This window comes from Frateuria sp. YIM B11624 (assembly GCF_049727805.1).
In the GTDB taxonomy this organism is placed as follows: domain Bacteria; phylum Pseudomonadota; class Gammaproteobacteria; order Xanthomonadales; family Rhodanobacteraceae; genus Frateuria_A.
The window spans coordinates 63,246-84,192 of sequence record NZ_JBCNYA010000002.1; the positions used below are offsets into that span (position 1 = coordinate 63,246).

The following is a 20,947-nucleotide window of genomic DNA, read 5'->3' on the forward strand; positions in this document are numbered from 1 at the left end:
ATGAGCGCTGAGATCAGGTTACAAAGAAAGCAGGCGCAAGTGAGTCAGTTTCTTGGGCGGACATTTGCGGGACATAGCTGTAGCGAAATGGGAGTGGCTGTCGCATTTGCTAGCGTGGCGGGCGTGACCGAGTTGCTGGAATCAATTTTGGCTGGTCAATTGCCTGCCCGTAGCTATTGGTTGTTCGGATTGGACAACTACATCACGCATCCTGACGCGATTGAGCGAGTTAGAAAGCTGGCAGGCGCCGAGGTCCGGGTAGCCCGGGCTGAGAGAAAGGGTGGTATTTTTCACCCGAAGCTTTATTGGTTTACAGATGGGAAATCAAAGTCTTCGTTAGTGTTAGGTTCCGCGAACCTGACAATGGGCGGTCTCAGCCATAACGTTGAGGCCGTTGCATGCATGAAGTCAAGGAATAAAGGACAGGCGGAAGCTTTCGATGCCTTATGGAAGTCGGCATGGAAAGTTGGAAGGAGGGTGACTCCACAGCTTATCCGTGAGTACAGGGTTGGTTTTGATAGAGCTCGTGAGGCTAGGCGAAAGGCAGGTTTGGTTGATAAGAAAATGCCCACAAAACGGAGTAGGCCGATACTCGCCAGCGACGACGCCCGGGTCGACCCTTCTTTGGCAAAAATTTGCTGGATTGAAGTTGGCAAGATTACGGGCTTCCATCAAGACCAGTTGGAAATAAAGGCCGAACAAGCTTTGTTCTTTAGCTGGCCAACTAGTGGTGGCCCTAACAGGGAGCTTCGTGTTCGCTTGGCGGATGGTTCTTTTGTAGTTATTACCGCGCAATACTTTGGGAACCACATGTGGAGACTTTGGCTGCCTCAGGGAATTCCTGAGGTCCGCCATGGACTGCGCAGGCGAACCCAGGGAAAGCTGCTTAGGTCGGACTATGTGGCCGTCTTTGAACGCAACGGACGATTCATCGACCTGCGCTTCCTTAGTGTCGCGAGTGGTGAGTTTAAATCTTTGCGCGAGGCTACGGAACAAGCGGGCACGCTAGGCCGAACGTCAGCACGCGAATATGGTTGGGTTTAACGCTCGCCTAGGGCGGGATGGTCTACCTCGGCGCTTATGTACGCGGGTACTTGCTTTATTCTTTTCCCGAACGTAGTAGAGCGCGAACCTGAACGAACTGTCCGGAAACTCCGGATAGTCTGGGCAATCCTCATTGGCTTGTTGTTTATGAAGCTGCAGTTCGAAGACAACCTTTCGCACCAACTCGCCGCCATCGAGGCGGCCTGCGACCTGTTCCGCGGGCAGGAGATTAACCGCACCGAATTCACGGTCACCCGCAGCGCGCCGTCGCGGCAGCTCGGGCTGGCTCTGGAGCTGGAGCAGGGCATGGAGGAGTCGGCGCTGGGTATCGGCAACCGGCTGACACTGCTGGATGAGGAAATTCTCGCCAACCTGCAGGCGGTGCAACTGCGCAATGGCTTGCCGCCATCAGCGTCACTCAGCTCCGGCGACTTCACGGTGGAGATGGAGACCGGTACAGGCAAGACCTACGTCTACCTGCGCACGATCTTTGAGCTCCACCGCCGTTACGGCTTCACCAAGTTCGTGATCGTGGTGCCGTCGGTGGCGATCAAGGAGGGCGTGTACAAGTCGCTCCAGATCACTGCCGAGCATTTCCGCGGGCTTTATGCCAACACCCCATTCGACTACTTCATCTACGACTCGGCCAAGCTAGGCCAGGTGCGCAACTTCGCCACCAGTGCCCACATCCAGGTGATGGTCACCACGGTGGGCGCCATCAACAAGTTCGGCGACGAAGCGGCAGCCCAGGCCGAGGAAGCCGACGAGGCCCAGCGGCGCGAGAAGTCCAAGAACGTGATGTACCGCCCGAGCGAGAAGACTGGCGGCGAAAAGCCCATCGACCTGATCCGCGCGACCCGTCCGGTATTGATCGTGGACGAACCGCAGAGCGTCGATGGTGGCCTCGATGGCAAGGGGCGGCAGGCGCTCGAGCGCATGAACCCACTGTGCACCCTGCGCTACTCCGCCACGCACGTGGACAAGCACCACATGGTCTATCGCCTGGATGCGATCGATGCGTACGAGCAGCGTCTGGTCAAGCAGATCGAAGTCGCCTCCGGCACGGTCGAGGGCGCGGCCAACAAGCCGTTCGTGCTCTTGCTGTCGGTCAAGGCCACGCGCGGCTCGCTGTCGGCCAGGGTGGAACTGGACGTGGAGCGCGCCGGGCACGTCAGCCGCCGCGAGGTGACCGTCGCCGACGGCGACGACTTGGAGCAGACCACCGGCCGCGCCATGTACCGCAACTGCACCGTCGGCGAACTGCGTGCTGGGCGGGGCAGGGAATACCTGGAGCTGCGGGTACCGGGCGAGACGGTGTACCTCACGCCCGGTGAGGCTTGGGGCGACGTCGATGCAGACGCCGTCGCCCGCCAGATGATCCGGCGCACGATCAAGGAACACCTGGACAAGGAGAGGCGCCTGCGGCCCAAGGGCATCAAGGTGCTCTCGCTGTTCTTCATCGACGAGGTGGCCAAGTACCGCCAGTACGACGAAGACGGCAACGCCGCCAAGGGCGTCTACGCCCTCATGTTCGAAGAGGAATACGAGCGCTGGCGCCGCCACCCGGACTACCAGAGCCTGTTCAGGGAGCTGGATATGGAGCATCCGGCCGAGGAGGTGCACAACGGCTATTTCTCTGTCGACCGGAAGAAGGTCGGCGGCAAGACGGTCGAGCAATTCAAGGACACCAGCGGCACGACCAAGGCGGACGACGATACCTACAACCTGATCATGCGCGAGAAGGAAAAGCTGCTTGATCTGAAGACGCCGCTGAAATTCATCTTCAGCCACTCGGCACTGCGCGAGGGCTGGGACAATCCGAACGTGTTCCAGATCTGCGCGCTGCGTGACATCCGCACCGAGCGCGAGCGGCGCCAGTCGATTGGCCGTGGCCTGCGTCTGTGCGTCAACCAGCAGGGTGAGCGCGTGCGCGGCTTCGACGTGAACACGCTGACCGTCATCGCACCGGAAAGCTACGAGGACTTCGCCCGTGGCCTGCAGCAGGAACTGGAGGACCCGAAGACGGGCATCGGCATCCGCTTTGGCGTGGTCGAGCCCGAACAGTTCGCCGCCATTGCCGTCAAGGATGCCGAAGGTACGTTGCAGCCGCTGGGTGTGGAAGCATCCAAGCAGCTCTGGGAAGGCCTTCACGAGCAGGGCTACATCAACGCCCGAGGCAAGATCGAGGATGCGCTGCGCACGGCGATCAAGGAAGACGCCCTGCAGCTGCCCGAGGCCTACGAGCCCCAGCGCCTGCCGATCACCGACATCCTGCGCAAGCTGTGCGGCCGGCTGGAGATCAAGAACGCCGACCGGCGCCGTGAAGGCATCCCGGTGCGCCGCGCCGTGCTGGACAGCCCGGAGTTCAAGGCACTGTGGGACCGGATCAAGCACCGCACCACCTACCGGGTGCAATTCGACAATGAGAAGCTGATCGAGCAGTGCATCGAGGCCGTGCAGGAAACGCCGCGGATCGCCAAGGCGCGCCTGCAATGGCGCAAGGCTGACCTGGCCATCGGCAAGGCGGGCGTCGAGGCAACCGAAAAGCGCGGAGCGGAGGTCGTCACGCTGGACGAAACGGATATCCAGCTGCCGGACATCCTTACCGAGCTGCAGGATCGCACCCAGCTCACCCGTCGTTCGATCCACCGCATCCTGGTGGAAAGCCGTCGGCTGGACGATTTCAAGCGCAACCCGCAACAGTTCATCGAGCAGACGGCCGGGGCGATCAGCCGCTGCAAGCAGCTGGCTCTGGTCGATGGCATCAAGTACCAGCGCCTGGGCGACGAGCACTACTACGCGCAGGAGCTTTTCGAGGAGCACGAACTGCGCGGCTACCTGGACAACATGATCAAGACCGAGCGTTCGGTCTACGAGTGCGTCGTATTCGACTCAGAGGTGGAAAAAACGTTTGCCGAAGCGCTGGAGCACAACAGTGCCATCAAGGTCTACGCCAAGCTGCCCGGCTGGTTCAAGGTGCCTACACCACTCGGTACTTACAACCCGGACTGGGCCGTACTGGTGGATGCGGACGATACCGAGCGGCTGTACCTCGTGGTGGAAACCAAGTCCAGTTTGTTCGGGCAGGCGCTGCGGCCCGTCGAAGAGGGCAAGATCCGTTGTGGCAGGGCGCACTTTCAAACACTCGCCGTCGGAGAAAGTCCGGCGCAATACGTGGTGGAGAAGTCGGCAGACGATTTCGTCTCCCGTATTTCATCTTAAAGGCGCCGGTTGGGTCCTTGCACGGAATGGCCTGATCCGAAAGTGCGTGAGGCAGGGGTAAGAGATGGGGAGAACCAAAGGTGGGCATCCATTGACCAAGCTTGCAGTCGCGCGGGCGAGGCCGATAAGCAAGCAGACGCTCTCGGCGATGGGATGGACGGCAGAGAAACCCAAGGCAAAAAAGACCAAGGCAAGCCCGCAGAAGGGCAGAACGGCTGCGATTTGTCAGAAGCCCCAGCTAGTGGGCCATACACGTCTGATCACGCGTCTAGATCTGGATGCGGATCGTGCGGCGAGCGAAGAGCGGGCACGCGAAAGACAAGAATGGGCCAGGACGAAGGTTGCGGCAGGCGAGCGCGCCTTCAAAATGCGCTTGGAGAAAGCGCCTGCGGCGGGAAAACGAAAACAAAAGCGGTCGGCGCGCAGCTAATGGCTGCTTTCAAACCGGCTGAGGGTTTTGCTATGGCGCCAGCTCGGGGACATTGAGCGCAGCCTTCGCGTTAGAGATCCCGGTCTCGCTCAGCCGTTCGCGCAGCATCAAGGCTGTCGCGTGCAACTCAGCCTGGAGAGCGCCAAGAGCGGGCTCCAGCCCCCGATCGTCGCGGATCGCGGCTCTCAGTTGAGCGCAAAGGGTGACACCTTCGTTGCGGCCCATCACGAGAAACGCGTTCTGAAGCCGATGCAGGCGTGCCGCGATGGCTGTGCGATCGTGCGCCCGCAAAGACGCCAGAAGTTCTTCGTTGTCGTTGTGCAGTTCCGTCTGCCAGCTCTGCAGGTAGGTGCGACGTTGTTCGGGTGTGGCGATACGACAGATCAGGGCCAGCGAGCTTTCAGCGGGACATTGGGAGTGATCGAGCACCGCGGGTTCGGTGGCCTCAGCCGGTGGCGGTGCGTTGGTCGGAAGGCTCGGTGCGCTGGAGCCGACCTGCCGCAGCAGTCCGAGCAGCCGCTCGATCGAGACCGGCTTGGTGAGGTAGGCGGTGGCGCCGGTGGCGAGGGCCTGTTCGATCGCATCCGGGTCGGAGTCGGCACTCAGCATCACGATCGGCATGCCGTCGCGCGGGTGGCGTTGGCGGTAGCGGGTGAGCACATCCAGGCCGGACAGGTCGGGCATGTGCATGTCCAGCAGCACCAGTTGCGGGCGCAGCGCGCCCTCCATCGCCTGCAGGCCTTCCTCGCCGCTGCCGGCGAACAGCACGCGATGGCCGGCGCGGCGCAGCAGGTGGCCCAGGGTGTCGCGGCTGGAGCGGTTGTCGTCGACCACCAGGCAGGTGATCGCCGGCACGCGGGCGCGGTGGGCGTCCAGCGCGCCGATGGTGTCCAGCGGTTCGGTCACCGCCTGCTCGGGCGCGGCGCGCTCCAGCGGCAGCGCGGCGGTGAACACGCTGCCGCCGCCGGGGTTGTCGCCGACCGCGACGCGGCCGCCGAGCTGCTGGCAGATGCTGCGCACGATGTGCAGGCCCAGGCCGGTGCCGTCGTGGCGGCGCACCAGGCCGTCGCTGGTCTGGTAGAACGGCTCGAAGATGCGCGTCTTCATCTCGTCCGGCACGCCGCCGCCGGTGTCGGTGACGGTGCACAGCAGTCGTGGCTGGATCAGCCCGTTGTCGGCCAGGCGCAGCTCGATGCTGACGTCGCCGCCGCTGGGGGTGAACTTGACCGCGTTGGTGCCCAGGTTGATCAGCACCTGCGCGATGCGGCCCGGATCGCCCAGCATCGCGTCGTCCAGCCCGCGGCCCTGCACGGTGCGCAGGCGCACGCCGCGCTGGTGCGCGAGCGGACCGACCACGTCGCGCACCTGGCCGAGCACGTTGGCGACCAGGAACGGTTCGCGTGCGAAGTGCAGGCGGCCGGCGTCGATCGCCGCCACGTCGAGCACGTCGTTGACCCGCTGCAGCAGCGCGGTCGCGTTGGCGCGTAGGGCGTGCATCAGCTGGCGGTCGGAGGCCTCCAGCGTCGCGGTGTCGATCAGCGAGGCGGCGTGCACCACCGTGTTGAGCGGCGTGCGCAGCTCGTGGCTCATGGTGGCGATGAAGCGGCTCTGCGCATCGCGCGAACGCAGCGCCGACTGCGAGATGGCCGAGATCGTGCCGAGCAGTCGGTAGACCGTCAGGGGCAGGCCGACCAGCAGCACCAGCGCGAAGGGAACGAAGGCCGGCCGGTCGATCCAGTAGTGCGACGGCGCGGCCACGCCCAGCACCAGCACCGAGCCGGCCATGAAACCGAAGAACATGCCGCGGCCGAAACGCGTGCCGACCATGATGGTCGCCAGCGGCAGCAGCGTGATGGTGGAGATGCACAGGTTCCAGGCCAGGCTCAGCAGCACGCCGATGCCCAGCACGTTCACCGCCGCACCGATGCCGTCGACCACTTCGGTGGTGCGCACCACGCGCAGCCGCACGGCGCCCATCCAGGCCAGGCTCAGGGTGAAGCACAGTTCGGCCCAGGGGCGCAGCAGCGAGGCTTCGTGCGACAACACCTGCCTCGAATGCGACGGGCCGGCCAGGTATTGCCAGTACAGGCACCACAGGATGGTCAGCGCCAGTAGCAGCACGCGGCGCACCGACACGTGGTATTCGCCGTAGCTCGCGACCAGCCGGGCCAGCCGTCCGTCGCGCAGGCGCTGGGCGATGAGGCGCAGCGAACTCGGCGGCGCTTCCGCAGTCCCCGTATTCATTGGTTGTTCCCCCCTGCCTGGCGGACATCGGCAAGCCGGTGCCGCTCGGCGGGATTGTACGGCAGGCGCCGGCGGATGCGCCTTGGAATCTTTCCACCGGGCGAAGCGGACGCGGCGGTGCGGGAAGCGCGGGCAGGCGGCGCCGTACGGTCAGGCCGCTGCGACGGGCAGGCGCAATGTCGCGATGAAGCCCCCGCCCGGACGGTTGGCCAGCCGCAGCTCGCCGCCGTGCAGTTGCGCCGCGCGGCTGGCGATGGAAAGGCCCAGGCCGCTGCCGCCGCCGCCGCGTGCGGGGTCGCCGCGCAGGAACGGTTGCCCCAGGCGCGCGAGCAGTTCGGGCGGCGCCCCCGCGCCGCGGTCGCTCACGCGCAGCTCGATGGCGCCGGCCTCGCGCACGAGCGCCACGCTGAAGGGCGGCGCGCCGTAGCGTTCGGCGTTGTCCATCAGATTGCCCAGCGCGCGGCGCAGCAGGGTAGGCCGGACCGGCACGACGAGCTCGGCCGGGCCGTCCGCCTGCCACTCGTCCGGCTGCTGGCGCAGGGCCAGCAGCTGACCGGCGAGGGTGGCCAGGTCGATGGCCTGCAGCGCTTCGTCGCGGCCTTCGCGCACGAAGGCCAGGCACTGCTCGAGCGCGCGGTCGAGTTCTTCGAGGTCGGCGACCATGGCGGCGCGGCGGGTCGCGTCGCCGGCGTCGCCCAGTTCCAGCGCCAGGCGCAGCCGGGCCAGCGGCGTGCGCAGGTCGTGCGAGATGCCGGCGAGCATCAGTTCGCGCTCGCGCGCGGCGCCGCGCAGACGTTCGCCGGCGTCGCCGATGGCGTCGGCGAGCCGGCGCACTTCGCGCGGGCTGCCGTCCAGGACGGCGTCGGTGGGCGCGCCGGCGAGCAGCGCCGGGGCCTGCGCCGCCAGGCGTTCGAGCGGACGGGTGAGCAGGCGCGCCGCCAGGCCGGCCGCGGCCAGGGCGATCAGCCCGGCGATCAGGCTGACCAGCAACGCCGAATCGAGCAGGCGGGGCCGATAGCTGGGCGCGCGCAGCACGATCCAGCGGGCCGGGTCGCGCGTGCTGCGCACCCAGAGCTGCGATTCGGGCGTCTGCGTGACGACCACCCGCGACGGGTCGCCGAGCAACCCGCCGACCGTGCGCGCCACCGCGACGAGCGCCGGCGCGATGCGGCGCACGCTCGGCGCGGGCGGTTGCGCTTCGCTCACCTGCACGCCCAGCAGGCGCAGCGACGCGAGTACCTGGCGGGCCGCCGCATCCTGCGGTCGCGACGCGAGTTCGTCGGTGGCCAGCGCGGTGGCCAGCGCGAGGCGGCCGTAGCTGTCGCCCATCACCTGCTTGCCGAAGCGCCGCTGCAGCCCGCTCGACAGCGCCAGCGCGAGCAGCAGCGCCGCGGCCACCAGCGCCAGCACCAGCCCGAACGTGGAGGGCGCGCGCCTCATGCGCGGCCGCCGTCGGGCACGAACACGTAGCCCTCGCCCCACACCGTCTGCAGCCAGCGCGGCTGGCGCGGGTCGTCTTCCAGGCAGCGGCGCAGGCGCGAGACCATCACGTCGATGCTGCGGTCGAAGGCTTCGTGCTCGCGACCGCGCGCCAGCGCGATCAGGCGTTCGCGGCTGAGCGTCTGGAACGGATGGGCGACCAGCGCCGCCAGCACGGCGAACTCGCCGCTGGTGAGCTTCACCGGCGCCTCGCCGTCGAGCAACTGGCGCGTAGCCGGATCGAACACGAAGCGGCCGAACGACACCGACGCCTGTCCGGCCTGCGGTGCGCCGACCGCTTCGCGCGGCCGCCGACGCAGCACGGCGCGGATGCGCGCGACCAGTTCGCGCGGGTTGCACGGCTTGGGCAGGTAGTCGTCCGCGCCCAGCTCCAGGCCGACGATGCGGTCGACGTCGTCACCCTTGGCGGTGAGCATGATCACCGGCGTCTCCATGCCTTCGGCGCGCAGGCTGCGGCACAGCTCGAGGCCGTCGGCGTCGGGCAGCATCAGGTCCAGCACGATCAGGTCGACGTGGTGCGCGGCCAGTGCGCGGCGCATGCCGGCGGCGTTGGCCGCGCCGAACGCGCGCAGTCCCTGCTGCTCGAGGTAGCGCTCCAGCAGGTCGCGCAGGCGCAGGTCGTCGTCGACGACCAGGATGTGGGCCGGGTCCATGGGCGCGGACTATCGCGTGGCGCCGGGCGGGCGGCAAGCCGGCCGGCGGGCCATTTGCAAGCAGATGTTTCCGTGGCCCGCGGCGGCAACAGGCGCTCACACCGGCGTGGGCGGGCGAAACACCTGCGGTCGGCGCCGTGTGGAGGATGGCCTGTGTCCGCTCCGGACGCAGCCTGAGGAATCTGTCATGCGCCTGTCGATCGTGTTGCTGGGTCTTGCCTGTCTGTCCGTTTCTGCTTCGTCATTCGCCGGCGTACTCCACCGCGGCGTGGTCTATCGCGGCGCCAACGGCAGCGTCGCACGCACCCACGGCACGCTGGCCCGTGGACCTGACGGCCGTGCCTGGCACGCCGGCGGCACCGCCCGCGGCAGCGATGGCGGGCTGGTCCACGCGCGCGCCGGCGGCGTGTCCGGGCCGAACGGCCAGGCCGAGCACGGCAGCCGCACCGCGGTGGCCAGCGACGGTACGATGACCCACAAGGGCCAGTTCGCGGCGCAAGGGACGAATGGGGGTTCGGTGCAGGGCGAACGCAACGTGCAGCGCAACCCGGATGGCTCGATGCAGGCCGGCTACACGGTGAGCGGAACGGGTGCCGACGGCGGCAGCTTCAGCCGCAGCGGCAGCCGCACGCGCAGCGCCGACGGCGAGCGCACGGCCAGCCGCCAGACCAGCGCCAGCGGCGCGCGCGGCAGCTATGTCGCCAGCACCAGCCGCGCCGACGGCACGCTCAGCCACGGCAGCACGGTCACCGGCGCCAACGGCAATACCTACCAGGGCCAGACCAGCTATACGCGCGGCGAAGGCTTCAGCCACAGCGGCACCTGCACCAACGCGCAGGGCCAGACGATCCAGTGCCCGTAATCCCGGGAGGGCGATGCCATGCGACCGATCCGACTCCTGTTCCATATCAGCCTGACGGCCGGGCTGCTTGGCATGCTGTGCCTGCCCGTGCTGGCCGGCGACCTGGGTCCGCGGCTGCTGCAGCGTCGCGACGCGGCCGGGCTGGAGGCCGTGGACACCACGCAGGCGACCCTGCCGCCCGGCGTGCGCGTGCTGCGCAACGTGCCCTACGGCGGCGATCCGGCGCAACGGATGGACGTCTATCTGCCTGCGCAGGGCGCGCAGCGCGCACCGGTGATCTTCATGGTGCACGGCGGCGGCTGGTCGCGCGGCGACAAGGCGATGCGCAGCGTCGTGCAGAACAAGGTCGCGCGCTGGGTGCCGCGCGGCTTCGTGCTGATCTCGACCGACTACCGCATGCTGCCCGGCACGCGCCCGATCGAGCAGGCGCGCGACGTGGCGCGCGCGCTGGCGGTGGCCCAGGCGCGCGCCGCCGGCTGGGGCGCGGACCGCAACCGCTTCGTCCTGATGGGCCATTCGGCCGGCGCGCACCTGGTCGGGCTGCTCGCGGCCGAGCCGGCGCTGGCCTTCGACCAGGGCGCGTTGCCGTGGCTGGGCACGGTGTCGCTGGACAGCGCGGCGATCAACGTGGTGGCGATCATGCAGGGCCCGCACCTGCCGCTGTACGACGCCGCGTTCGGCGACGATCCGGCCTACTGGCGCGCCGCCTCGCCGCTGCAACAACTGAAGACGCGCGGCGTGCCCTTCCTGGCGGTGTGCTCGACGCGGCGCCGCGAATCCTGCCCGCAGGCGCGCAACTTCGTGGACCAGGCGCACGGCTTGCACATGCACGCGCAGGTGCTGGGCGAGGATCTCTCGCACCGGCAGATCAACGAGGAACTCGGCCTGCCGGGCGGCTACACCGCGCAGGTGGAAGCCTTCCTCGCCACCCTCGATCCGGCGGTGGCGCAGCGGCTCAACCGTCGTTGAGCGGCGGGTAGACCAGGTGATCGCCGGCGCGCTCGGCCGCCGGCGTCATCCTGGCCGGTTCGGCGCGGCCGTTGCCGTCGATGTGGCACACGGTGCGGCCGGCGGCCAGCAGGTAGTCGGCGATGATCCGGCGGTGGCAGCGCCACCACAGCACCTCGGCGCACATCAGCGTGCAGCGCCGGCGCGAGGAGAGTTCCAGCAACTCCATCAGGCCGGCGTGGAAGTCAGCGCCCATGGCGTAGTCGGCGTAGCGGCGGAAGCTCGCGTTCTGCCAGAAGCCGTTCGGCGAGGTGCCCGCCGGCAGGCTGCGCCCGCGCCGGCCGCCGAGCGCGGCCAGGTGGAGGTAATCGATGCCCAGCGGCGCCAGTGAGGCGGCCAGCGCCGGGCCGTCGTACTGCGGGAAGCGGCGCGAGCCGGGCAGGCGCCGCACGTCGACCACGCACTCGATCGCGTGCGCCTGGAGCAGGGCGAGGAACGCATCCAGCGGGTGGGTGGAATGGCCGATGCTGAAGACGGGCGGCGAAGGCATGAGCCAAGCATGCACCGACCGTCGTGTCCGCTGCGCGATGGTCGCTTCACGGACCCGTCGCCGCCGATTCCTACGATAGGGCGCGTACCGCCCTTCCCGGTGAGGAGAGTTGCCTCATGCTCAACCACGACATCCGCGTGCTCAACGACCTTATCGAAACCGCCATCGACAGCGCCGACGGCTATGCCGAGGCCGCCCGCGAGACCCGAAGTCCCCGCTTCAGCGTCACCTTCCACGAACGCGCCAGCGAACGCCGCCTGGTGGCGACGCGGCTGCAGCAGAAGGTGGAAGAGCTCGGTGGCACGCCCGAGGACGACGGCAGCGTGCTGGCCTCCGCGCACCGCATGTTCACCAACCTGCGCAAGAGCCTCAACGACGAGACGGCGGTGATCGACGAAGTCGAGCGCGGCGAGGATCACATCAAGCACAAGTTCGAGGATGCGCTGGACGACGAGGACGTCACGCCGCCCACGCATGCGTTGATCGCCGATGCCTACCGCTCGGTGCGCTCGGGGCGCGACCAGATGCGCAGCCTCAAGCGCGTCACGCACAACACGCACTGACGATTTGCTCCCTCTCCTGTGGGAGGGGATCGGAGCTAGGAGCCGCTCCTGCGTGATGGAGGATCGACGCGTGGCTCTGGTTGGGGGCTTCCCGCAAGCCCGACCTCAATCCTCTCCCCGTCCTTGATGAGTAACGGGGAGAGGAGGCAAAACCAGAAACTCAGGCCGCCTTGACCTCGAAGGTCTGGCTGGCCGCCGGCTTGCCGTCGATGGCGATCTCCACCTTGTACTTGCCCGCCGGCCAGTTGTTCGGGTTGCGCAGCTTGAAGGTGGTGGTGGCCGGACCGTCGGTGGCGATGGTCTGGCTGATCGTGGTGACGTCCTCGCCCTTGCCTTCCAGGTAGCTGAAGTGCGCGCTCAGGGTGGCGCCGGGGGTGGTGCCGGTGGTGGCGACGCTGGCGTAGATGGTGTTCTGCGAGGCATCGAAGGTAGTGGTCGGCTTGGCGATCTTGTAGCCGGCGGTCACCGCCTCGCCCATCTGCACCTGCTCGACCTTGAACACGTTGGCCGGCACGGGTATGGCCGACGCGCTGGTGCCTGCCTTGGCCGGCACGGCCGCGCTGCCCGCCGGCGCAGGTGCGGAGGTGGCCGGCGCCGGCGCGGTATGCGTCACCGCGGGCGCCGGGGCGGTGCTGGCGGCCGGCGGCGTGGTGGCCGTTTCGTTCTCGTGCTTGCCGCAGGCGGCGAGCAGCAGCAGGCCGGCCACGGCCATGCCGTGCAGGGCGAGGGAGCGAGCGTGGAGGGTCATGGCGAAAATCCCGTGCAGTCGTCTAGGGGCCGCGGATCGGCAGGCGAAAAAGGCTAGCGCGGCCGATCTGAAGCGCCGATTACCGGGCGCCTGTCGTGCGCTACTGGCGCGCCCCGCGCGGGTTGCCCGGCACCGCGGCCGGGTCGGTGCTGCGGAACGGGTTGATGTCCAGGCCACCGCGACGGGTGTAGCGCGCGTACACGGTGAGACGTTCCGGCGCGCAGCGCGCCATCAGGTCGACGAAGATGCGCTCCACGCACTGCTCGTGGAATTCATTGTGCGTGCGGAAGGACACCAGGTAGCGCAACAGGCCGGCGTGGTCGATCGGCGCGCCGCGGTAGGCGATCTGCACGCTGCCCCAGTCGGGCTGGCCGGTGACCGGGCAGTTCGAGCGCAGCAGGTTCGAGAGCAGGGTCTCCTCCACCGGCGCGGCGCCGTGGTTGGCGCTCAGGTAGCCGGCGTTGGGCGGGCCGTAGTCGTCGATCTCCAGCGGCTGATCGTCCAGCAGGGTGCCGGGCAGGTCGGCAATCGCGTGGCCGTGGGCGGAAGGTGCGCTGAGCGTGGCCGTGACCGGCGCGCCGGCGGCGGCGGAAAGGTCGCGCGCCAGCGTGTCGTGCAGGGCGGCGGCATCGATGCGTTCCTGCGAGAAGCCGTTGAGGTAGAGCTTGAACGACTTCGATTCGATGATGTTCGGCGAGGTGGCCGGCACGCGGAATTCGGCCAGCGCCACCTGCGGCTTGCCGCGGGCGTCGAGCCAGGAGAGTTCGTAGGCGTTCCAGATGTCCACGCCGTGGAAGGGCAACGGGTCGATCACGCCGATCTCGACGCGCTTCTGCTCGCGCGGGATCGGGAACAGCAGGGACGCGTCGTAGCGGTCGGCGTAGGCAGTGGTCTTGCCGAGGGGGGAGTGTTCCGGGGTGCTCATGGCCGCAAGTGTAGTGGGGCCGAGCTTTTAGCTCCCTCTCCCCTCCGGGGAGAGGGTTGGGGTGAGGGGTCGCTCTTGCGACGGATCCGCTCGTGCCAGCCTTCGATCAGCGGGCGTACGACAAGCTTCCCCGCGAGCCCCGGCCCCTCACCCAACCCTCTCCCCGGAGGGGAGAGGGCTTCAAGGCTCCAGCTCGGACGATTACGCGTTGACCATCTGCATCGAGGGTCCGGCGTAGCGCTCGCCCGCGGCGGCATTGGGCGGAAAGACCGCGTCGATGGCGGCCCGTTCGGCGGCGCCGAGCTGCACATCCAGCGCACCCAGGTTTTCGTCCAGCCGCGAGCGATGGCGGGTGCCGGGGATGGCCAGCACCTCCTCGCCCTGCGCGAGCACCCAGGCCAGCGCCAGTTGCGCGGGCGAGCAGCCCTTGTCGGCGGCCAACTGCTTCACCTGGTCGACCAGCGCCAGGTTGCGCGCGAAGTTCTCGCCCTGGAAGCGCGGGTTGTGGCGGCGGAAATCGTCGGCCTCGAAGTCGTCCGGCGAGCGGATCGCGCCGGTGAGGAAGCCGCGGCCCAGCGGCGAGTAGGCGACCAGGCTGACGCCGAGTTTGCGGCAGGCGTCGAGCATGCCGTTCTCCTCCGGGTCGCGCGTCCACAGCGAGAACTCGCTCTGCAGCGCGGCGATCGGATGCACCGCGCAGGCGCGCGCCAGCGTCTGGCCGGATGCTTCGGACAGGCCGAGGTAGCGCACCTTGCCCTGCTGCACCAGCTCGGCCATGGCGCCGACGGTTTCCTCGATCGGCACGTTCGGATCGACGCGGTGCTGGTAGTAGAGATCGATGGTTTCCAGCCCCAGGCGCCTGAGGCTGCCCTCGCAGGCGGCGCGCACGTATTCGGGCCGGCCGCTGACGCCGCGCGCCTGCGGGTTGGCCGGGTCGCGCACGATGCCGAACTTGGTGGCGATGAAGGCCTGCTCGCGGCGGCCCTTGATGGCCCGGCCGACCAGCTCCTCGTTGGTGTGCGGGCCGTACATGTCCGCGGTGTCCAGCAGGGTGACGCCGCGGTCCAGCGCGTGGTGGATGGTGGCGATCGACTCGGCGTCGTCGTGCGCGCCGTAGAAGTCGCTCATGCCCATGCAGCCGAGGCCGAGGGCGGAAACCTGGGGGCCGTTGCGGCCGAGCGTGCGCATTTCCATGGTGCTGCTCCTTTTAGGGATGGCGAACCTACGCCGTGGAAGGTGTGCGCATCGTGCGCGCCGGCGGCGACCGGATAAATGCTCAATAATCGCCAAGACCTTTCAAAGGGAACCAACAATGGATCGCCTGCATGCCATGCGGCTGTATGCCCGCATCGTCGAACTGGGCAGTTTCACCGCCGCGGCCGACGACCTGGATCTGCCGCGCGCCACCGTCACCCACACCATCAAGGCGCTCGAATCGCGGCTGGGCGCGCAGCTGCTGCAGCGGACCACCCGCCGCGTGCGCGTGACCTGCGAGGGCAAGACCTACTACCAGCATTGCGTGCGCCTGCTGGCCGACGTGGACGAAGTGGAGGCGAACTTCCGCGAGGCGTCGGTCGTGCCGCGCGGTCGGCTGCGGGTGGACCTGTCCTCGACGCTGGCCCGGCTGATGGTGATCCCGGCGCTGCCCGAGTTCCTCGCCCGCTTCCCGCAGATCGAACTGGATCTGGGCACCGGCGACCGCTTCGTCGACCTGCTGCGCGAGAGTGTCGATTGCGCGCTGCGCGTGGGCGATCCGGGCGACACCGGCATGGTCGGCCGGCGCATCGCCATGCTGCCGCAGATCACCGTGGCCAGCGCCGGCTACCTGCGCCGGCACGGCAAGCCGAAGACGCTGGCCGACCTGCAGGCGGGCCATTACGCGGTGAACTGGTCGTCGCCGACCACGCGCCGGCCCGAGCCGCTGGAGTTCGTGGTCGGCCGGCGACGGCGCGAACTGCACCTGCCTGGCCGGGTCACCGTGAACGGCGCCGACGCGTATCTTGCCTGCTGCCGCGCCGGGCTGGGCATCGCGCAGTTCTCGCACTACCGCATCGCCGACGAACTGGCCGACGGGCGCATGTGCGAGCTGCTGCCCGACACGCGGCCGCCGACGCTGCCGATGACCGTGCTGTATCCGCCGCAAAGGCAGATGCCGGCGCGGTTGCGGGTGTTCATCGACTGGCTGGTGGAGCGGGCGGCGGCGCAGTTCGGGCCGCTGCGGTGACCGCGCGTCGGGTCTCCTCTCGTAGGGTGGACTTCAGCCCACCCTGGTCGGATCGCGACGGTGGGCTGAAGCCCACCCTACGTGCGCGGCAAACCGTGGCGCGGCGCCGCCGTGCCGAACGTCGTGGCCGTGAGCGGCGCTCCTGCCGTGGCCAAAGCCGCGCGCTGCTCGGACACCGGCAGGCGCAGCATCACGTCCTCCCATGCGGCCAGCCTGCCGAACACCTCGTGCGCCAGCACGCGTTGCACGAACGCGGCGCTGCGCGGCCAGCGCGCGGCATCGATGGCGAAGCGCACGAAGCCGGCCGTGCGGAACATGCTGGCGATCGCCACATCGGCGATCGACAACGCGCCGAACAGGTAGCCCTCGGCGGGCAGTTGCGTTTCCAGATAGTCCAGCGACCGCGGAATATGGCGCTCGATCGCCTCGCCGATCACCTTCTCGTCGCGTTCCTCGCCGAACACGTAGGGGCGGATCGCCTTCTGGTAGAACAGCCGCCAGATCAGCGCGTCGGCCAGCGCGGTATCGGCGTACTCCTCCAGCCAGCGGGCCCGCGCGCGGTCGGCCGGATCGGCCGGGTAGAGCGGCGGCGACGGATGGATGTCTTCCAGGTACTGGCAGATCACCGAGGAATCGAGGAAGACGCGCCCGTCCTGGATCAGCAGCGGGATGCGCCGCAGCGGGCTCAGTCGCTCGAACGCGTCGTTGCCCGTGAACGGCACGATCGGGTCGATCTCGTAGGCGAGTCCCTTCAGCTCCATGCACGCCAGCACCTTGCGCACGAAGGGCGAGAGGTAGTTGCCGATCACGACGAATGCCATGGCGCACTCCGGGGCAAGGGGAGGCGGCAGCGTGCCGGCCCGTCCGCCGCGCCGTCAACGCCCCCGACTAATGGCATGGGTGGCATGACTTTGGGCACGTTACGATCGGCCTATTCGCACGTCCTGAATTCGCACGTCCTGAAAAAGGGGAAAACACGATGGCATCGACGATCGGCAGTCCGCGCCTGGCCTGCGCGCTGGCTCTTGGCCTGGTGGCCACCGGCGCGCTGGCGCAGGGGCGCACGCTGACCACGGACGACTATGCACGCGCGGAGCGCTTCCTTGGCCCCAACACCGCGCCGCTGGTCGACCACGCGATCCAGCGCGTGACCTGGCTGGACGACGGCCACTTCTGGTACGTCGACCACGATGCCAAGGGCGACCATTACCGCGTGATGGGCGCGGCCACCGGCAAGGTGTCCGATGCGTTCGACCAGCCCCGGCTCGCCGCCGCGCTGGGCAAGGCGCTGGCCAAGCCGGTCAAGGCCGACAAGCTCGGCATCCGCGACTACGTGGTCGCCGCCGACGGCCGCCTGGACGTCCAGATGAACGGCACGCACTACCTGTGCGACCTGAAGAGCGCACAGGGCGAGTGCGTAGCGAAGAAAGCCGGCAAGGAACCGGGCGTGCTGTCGCCGGACAAGAAGAGCGAGGCCTTCATCCGCGGCTGGAACCTGTGGCTGCGCGACGTCGCCACCGGCAAGGAAACCCGGCTCACCACCGACGGCGTGGAGAACTTCGGTTACGCCACCGACAACGCCGGCTGGAAGCACACCGACAACGCCATCCTGGTGTGGTCGCCCGACTCGAAGCAGATCGCCACCTTCCAGCAGGACGAGCGCAAGACCGGCGACATGTACCTGCTCAAGACCAAGGTCGGCCACTCCGAGCTGCTCAAGTGGAAAGGCCCGCTGGCCGGCGACAAGGACGTGACCATGATCGAGCGCGTCGTCATCGACGTGCCGTCGAAAAAGGTCGTGCGCCTGAAGATGCCGCCGGACCAGCACCGCTCGACCCTGTGCGACGACATCAGCTGCGGCCCCGAGGGCGGCTGGGATGACGTGAAGTGGGCGGACGACGGCAAGACGCTGGCCTTCGTTTCCACCTCGCGCTACCACAAGGACGAATGGTTCCGCATCGCCGATCCGAAAACCGGTGCCGTGCGCACGGTGTTCGAGGAACACGTGCCGACCTACTACGAGAGCGGCAACGGCCAGGTCAACTGGTTCTACCTGCCCGAAAGCCACGAGGCGGTCTGGTTCTCCGAGCGCAACGACTGGGGCAACCTGTACCTGTACGACCTCCGGACCGGCAAGCTCAAGCACGCCATCACCACCGGCGAAGGCAACGTCACCGAGGTGCTCAAGGTCGATCCGAAGACGCGCACGCTGTGGTTCCGCGGCGTCGGCCGCACGCCGGGCGTGAATCCGTACTACCAGCAGTTCTTCAAGGTCAGCCTGGACGGCGGCAAGCCGGTGCTGCTGACGCCCGAAGCGGCCAACCACGAGATCACCCTCTCGCCGGACGGCCGCGCCTTCGTCGATACGTATTCCACGCCGACCACGCCGCCGGTCACCGTGCTGCGCGACAGCGGCGACGGCCGCACGCTTGCCAGCGTCGCCAAGGCCGACATCAGCCGCCTGCGCGCGGCCGGCTGGGTGCCGCCGACCCCGATCACGGTGAAGGCGCGCGACGGCAAGACCGATCTTTACGGCATGCTGTTCAAGCCGACGAACTTCGATCCGCACAAGAAGTACCCGATCGTCGACTACATCTATCCCGGTCCGCAGACCGGCTCGGTGCGCGGGCGCAACTTCCTGGCCTCGCGCGGTGACAACCAGGCGCTGGCCGAGCTCGGCTTCATCGTGGTGGCGATCGACGGCATGGGTACGCCGTGGCGCTCCAAGGCCTTCCACGACGCCTGGTACGGCAACATGGGCGACAACACGCTGCCCGACCAGGTCGCCGCCATCAAGGAACTGGGCAAGCGCTACGCGTGGATCGACACGAACCGCGTCGGCATCTGGGGCCACTCCGGCGGCGGCAACGCCACCGCGGACGCGATGTTCCGCTACCCGGACTTCTTCAAGGTCGGCTGGTCCGAGAGCGGCAACCACGACAACCGCAACTACGAGGACGACTGGGCCGAGAAGTACCAGGGCCCGCTGGTCACGAACAAGGACGGCACCACCAACTACGACGACCAGGCCAACCAGAACCACGCGGACAAGCTCAAGGGCAGGCTGATGCTGGTTCACGGCACGCTGGACGACAACGTGCCGCCGTCGCAGACGCTGCTGGTGGTCGACGCGCTGATCAAGGCGAACAAGGACTTCGACCTCTTGATGATCCCCAACGTGCACCACGGCTACGGCAAGGACGCCACGTCCTACGCCATGCGCCGGCGCTGGGACTACTTCGTGACCCACCTCGCCGGCGACACGCCGCCGAAGGAATTCAAGGTCACGATGCCGAAAGACTGATGCGGTTTCGCCCTTGGGTGCGTCCGGACTCCGGTCGCGCCCAAGGGCTTTTTTTTTGGGGTGCCGGTCAGGCCACCGATGCCATTCCCTCGACCGGCGCCAGGTCGAACAGCGCCGGCGCGGGACCGGTGCAGGCCGGCAGTCCATCGATGGGCGCCCCGTCGCGCGAGGCCAAGGCGGCGATCGCCCCGGCCACTTCATGCAGCAGCGCCAGGTTGGCGTTCAGGCGTGCGCGCACGCCGGCATCGTCCAGCGTTTCGTGCATGCCCTCGTTGAGGGCGCGAAACCAGTCGAGCTGGCGCTGGTCCAGCATCGTCGCGGGTCGTCCGGCGGGCGACACGGCATGCCAGTCGCGGAACAGCGCCTGCACGCGCTCGTTGAGCCGCTGCACCTCGACCAGCGCCGGTCCCAGTTCGGCGAACAGCGCCGTATCGACCAGCCGCCGCTGGAACACCAACTGGCACAGCACGCCCCAGTAGAAGGCCTGGTCCCAGACGATCTTGCAGGCCATCACCGCGGCGTTGCCGAACAGCGGGTATTGCCGGCGGAAGATCGCCAGCATGCTGTCGTAGAAGGACTGGTACAGCCGCTCGCTCAGCCGCACGCGCGAGGCCAGCGGCTGGCCCGCGCGGTCGGCGCGGACCAGTTCGCAGATGTAGGTGTTGGCCAGCGCGATGAAATCGCTGCCGGGCGAGTAGAACGGATCGAGGAACGCGCCGGCCTCGCCGGTCAGCGCCCAGCGATCGGCGCTGAAGACCTGCGTGCAGCCGTGCGAGTAGTCGCGCAGGAAGCGGAAGTCCAGCAGCGCGTCGCGATGGCGTGCGACCTCGCGCGCGACCTGCGGCTGGTGGCGGCCGAGCCAGTCGAGCGCGCGGTCGAAATCGCGGTAGTCGTCCAGCGGGTGCATCGCCGCGTCGGCCACGATGCCGACCGAGTGCGCGCCCGACACCAGCGGGATCAGCCACACCCAGTAGCCGGGCCCGCACAGGTGGTTGGTGGAGCGCCAGCGCTCGGGCGGGCGGCAACGCGCGCGCCAGGCTGGGTCGTCGCACCAGTCGTCGATCGCCAGGCGCGCATCGATCCGGAACCAGGCGGCGTTGACGTGGTGGCCGTCGTCGCGGGTGAGTCCGAAGCGCCGGCGCAACAGCGCGGCGCGGCCGGAGGCATCCAGCAGCCAGCGCGTGCGCAGCTCGTGTTGCCGGCCATCGGCGTCGGTGTAGCGCACCGCGTGCGGTGCGCCACCCTGGCCGACGTCGAACTGGCGCACCACGGTGCCGGGGCGAAAATCCAAGCCGCGCCTCAGCGCTTCCTCGCCGAGGAAGGTCTCGAACAGGCCGCGGTCGAGCTGATAGCTGGGCGCCGGGAAGACCTCGCTCAAGCCCAGCTCGGTGGCCTGGCCCACATCCGCGCAACCGTCGGAGAAGAAGTAGCGCAGGCCGAACTTGAAGAGTTGCTCGCGGTGCAGGTAGTCGCGCAGGCCCAGCGTTTCACGGAAGTAGTGCGCACCGATGTCGACCGTCGATTCGCCGACCTTGTGCGCCGCCGGTCGCAACGGATGTGTCTGGCGCTCGAGCACCACCACGTCGAGGTCGGGGAACTCGCTGCGCAACTGCAACGCCAGGCACAGCCCGGCCAGTCCGCCGCCGAGGATGACCGCGTCGTGCCTGGCGTTCGCTTCGGACATGCGGCTCCCCCGCGGCTGCTTGAAGAACGTGTGCACACACGCGCAG

General features: G+C 68.1%; 16 protein-coding genes. 7 read left to right on the plus strand and 9 right to left on the minus strand.

What is annotated here, in order from left to right:
- Together AAIL17_RS01240 and AAIL17_RS01245 are read left to right on the plus strand one after the other, a co-directional pair.
- Positions 1 to 1,044, plus strand: a complete 1,044-nt coding sequence (locus AAIL17_RS01240; RefSeq protein ID WP_424680984.1) for a phospholipase D-like domain-containing protein — start codon at positions 1 to 3, stop codon at positions 1,042 to 1,044.
- A 36-nt stretch (positions 1,045 to 1,080) separates the two neighbouring features.
- Positions 1,081 to 4,266, plus strand: a complete 3,186-nt coding sequence (locus tag AAIL17_RS01245; RefSeq protein ID WP_424680985.1) for a type III restriction-modification system endonuclease — start codon at positions 1,081 to 1,083, stop codon at positions 4,264 to 4,266.
- A gap of 460 nt (positions 4,267 to 4,726) precedes the next feature.
- Here AAIL17_RS01245 and AAIL17_RS01250 read toward each other — a convergent pair whose 3' ends face one another.
- The 3 genes from AAIL17_RS01250 to ompR all read right to left on the minus strand — a co-directional run bounded on the left by AAIL17_RS01250 (position 4,727) and on the right by ompR (position 9,093).
- Positions 4,727 to 6,940, minus strand: coding sequence for an ATP-binding protein (locus tag AAIL17_RS01250; protein ID WP_424680986.1), 2,214 nt, complete (start codon positions 6,938 to 6,940; stop codon positions 4,727 to 4,729).
- Between the two features lie 150 nt (positions 6,941 to 7,090).
- On the minus strand, positions 7,091 to 8,380 hold the full coding sequence (locus AAIL17_RS01255) for an ATP-binding protein (protein ID WP_424680987.1): 1,290 nt from the start codon (positions 8,378 to 8,380) through the stop codon (positions 7,091 to 7,093).
- Positions 8,377 to 9,093, minus strand: a complete 717-nt coding sequence (gene ompR, locus AAIL17_RS01260) for a two-component system response regulator OmpR (protein WP_424680988.1) — start codon at positions 9,091 to 9,093, stop codon at positions 8,377 to 8,379. The genes AAIL17_RS01255 and ompR overlap by 4 nt, the downstream gene beginning before the upstream one ends.
- A gap of 187 nt (positions 9,094 to 9,280) precedes the next feature.
- On the opposite strand from ompR, the gene AAIL17_RS01265 reads away from it, so the two are divergent.
- A complete protein-coding gene (locus AAIL17_RS01265) occupies positions 9,281 to 9,955 on the plus strand; it encodes a hypothetical protein (RefSeq protein ID WP_424680989.1) in 675 nt (224 codons plus the stop codon).
- A gap of 18 nt (positions 9,956 to 9,973) precedes the next feature.
- Positions 9,974 to 10,924 carry an alpha/beta hydrolase gene (locus AAIL17_RS01270; protein ID WP_424680990.1) on the plus strand — a complete coding sequence of 317 codons (951 nt, stop codon included), beginning with the start codon at positions 9,974 to 9,976 and terminating at the stop codon, positions 10,922 to 10,924.
- Here AAIL17_RS01270 and AAIL17_RS01275 read toward each other — a convergent pair.
- On the minus strand, positions 10,911 to 11,453 hold the full coding sequence (locus AAIL17_RS01275) for a DUF488 family protein (RefSeq protein ID WP_424680991.1): 543 nt from the start codon (positions 11,451 to 11,453) through the stop codon (positions 10,911 to 10,913). The genes AAIL17_RS01270 and AAIL17_RS01275 overlap by 14 nt on opposite strands.
- A 116-nt stretch (positions 11,454 to 11,569) precedes the next feature.
- Here AAIL17_RS01275 and AAIL17_RS01280 point away from each other — a divergent pair, with 116 nt between their 5' ends.
- Positions 11,570 to 12,016, plus strand: coding sequence for a PA2169 family four-helix-bundle protein (locus AAIL17_RS01280; RefSeq protein WP_424680992.1), 447 nt, complete (start codon positions 11,570 to 11,572; stop codon positions 12,014 to 12,016).
- Positions 12,017 to 12,176: 160 nt separating this feature from the next.
- On the opposite strand, the gene AAIL17_RS01285 is transcribed toward AAIL17_RS01280, so the two are convergent.
- From AAIL17_RS01285 to AAIL17_RS01295, 3 genes are all read right to left on the minus strand, one after another.
- Positions 12,177 to 12,764, minus strand: a complete 588-nt coding sequence (locus AAIL17_RS01285; RefSeq protein WP_424680993.1) for a hypothetical protein — start codon at positions 12,762 to 12,764, stop codon at positions 12,177 to 12,179.
- Between the two features lie 100 nt (positions 12,765 to 12,864).
- Entirely contained in the window at positions 12,865 to 13,689 is an 825-nt protein-coding gene (gene queF, locus AAIL17_RS01290) for an NADPH-dependent 7-cyano-7-deazaguanine reductase QueF (protein ID WP_424680994.1), read from the minus strand.
- A gap of 201 nt (positions 13,690 to 13,890) precedes the next feature.
- Positions 13,891 to 14,883 (minus strand): aldo/keto reductase, encoded by a 993-nt coding sequence (locus AAIL17_RS01295; protein ID WP_424680995.1) that lies wholly within the window; start codon positions 14,881 to 14,883, stop codon positions 13,891 to 13,893.
- Positions 14,884 to 15,001: 118 nt separating this feature from the next.
- Here AAIL17_RS01295 and AAIL17_RS01300 point away from each other — a divergent pair, with 118 nt between their 5' ends.
- On the plus strand, positions 15,002 to 15,913 hold the full coding sequence (locus AAIL17_RS01300) for a LysR family transcriptional regulator (protein WP_424680996.1): 912 nt from the start codon (positions 15,002 to 15,004) through the stop codon (positions 15,911 to 15,913).
- 77 nt (positions 15,914 to 15,990) lie between these two features.
- On the opposite strand, the gene AAIL17_RS01305 is transcribed toward AAIL17_RS01300, so the two are convergent.
- The gene (locus tag AAIL17_RS01305; protein ID WP_424680997.1) at positions 15,991 to 16,734 is read right to left on the minus strand and encodes a glutathione S-transferase family protein; all 744 of its coding nucleotides are present in this window, start codon (positions 16,732 to 16,734) and stop codon (positions 15,991 to 15,993) included.
- Between the two features lie 158 nt (positions 16,735 to 16,892).
- Here AAIL17_RS01305 and AAIL17_RS01310 point away from each other — a divergent pair, with 158 nt between their 5' ends.
- Positions 16,893 to 19,217 carry a DPP IV N-terminal domain-containing protein gene (locus tag AAIL17_RS01310; protein ID WP_424680998.1) on the plus strand — a complete coding sequence of 775 codons (2,325 nt, stop codon included), beginning with the start codon at positions 16,893 to 16,895 and terminating at the stop codon, positions 19,215 to 19,217.
- Between the two features lie 67 nt (positions 19,218 to 19,284).
- On the opposite strand, the gene AAIL17_RS01315 is transcribed toward AAIL17_RS01310, so the two are convergent.
- A complete protein-coding gene (locus AAIL17_RS01315; RefSeq protein ID WP_424680999.1) occupies positions 19,285 to 20,901 on the minus strand; it encodes an NAD(P)/FAD-dependent oxidoreductase in 1,617 nt (538 codons plus the stop codon).
- Positions 20,902 to 20,947: the final 46 nt, after the last annotated feature.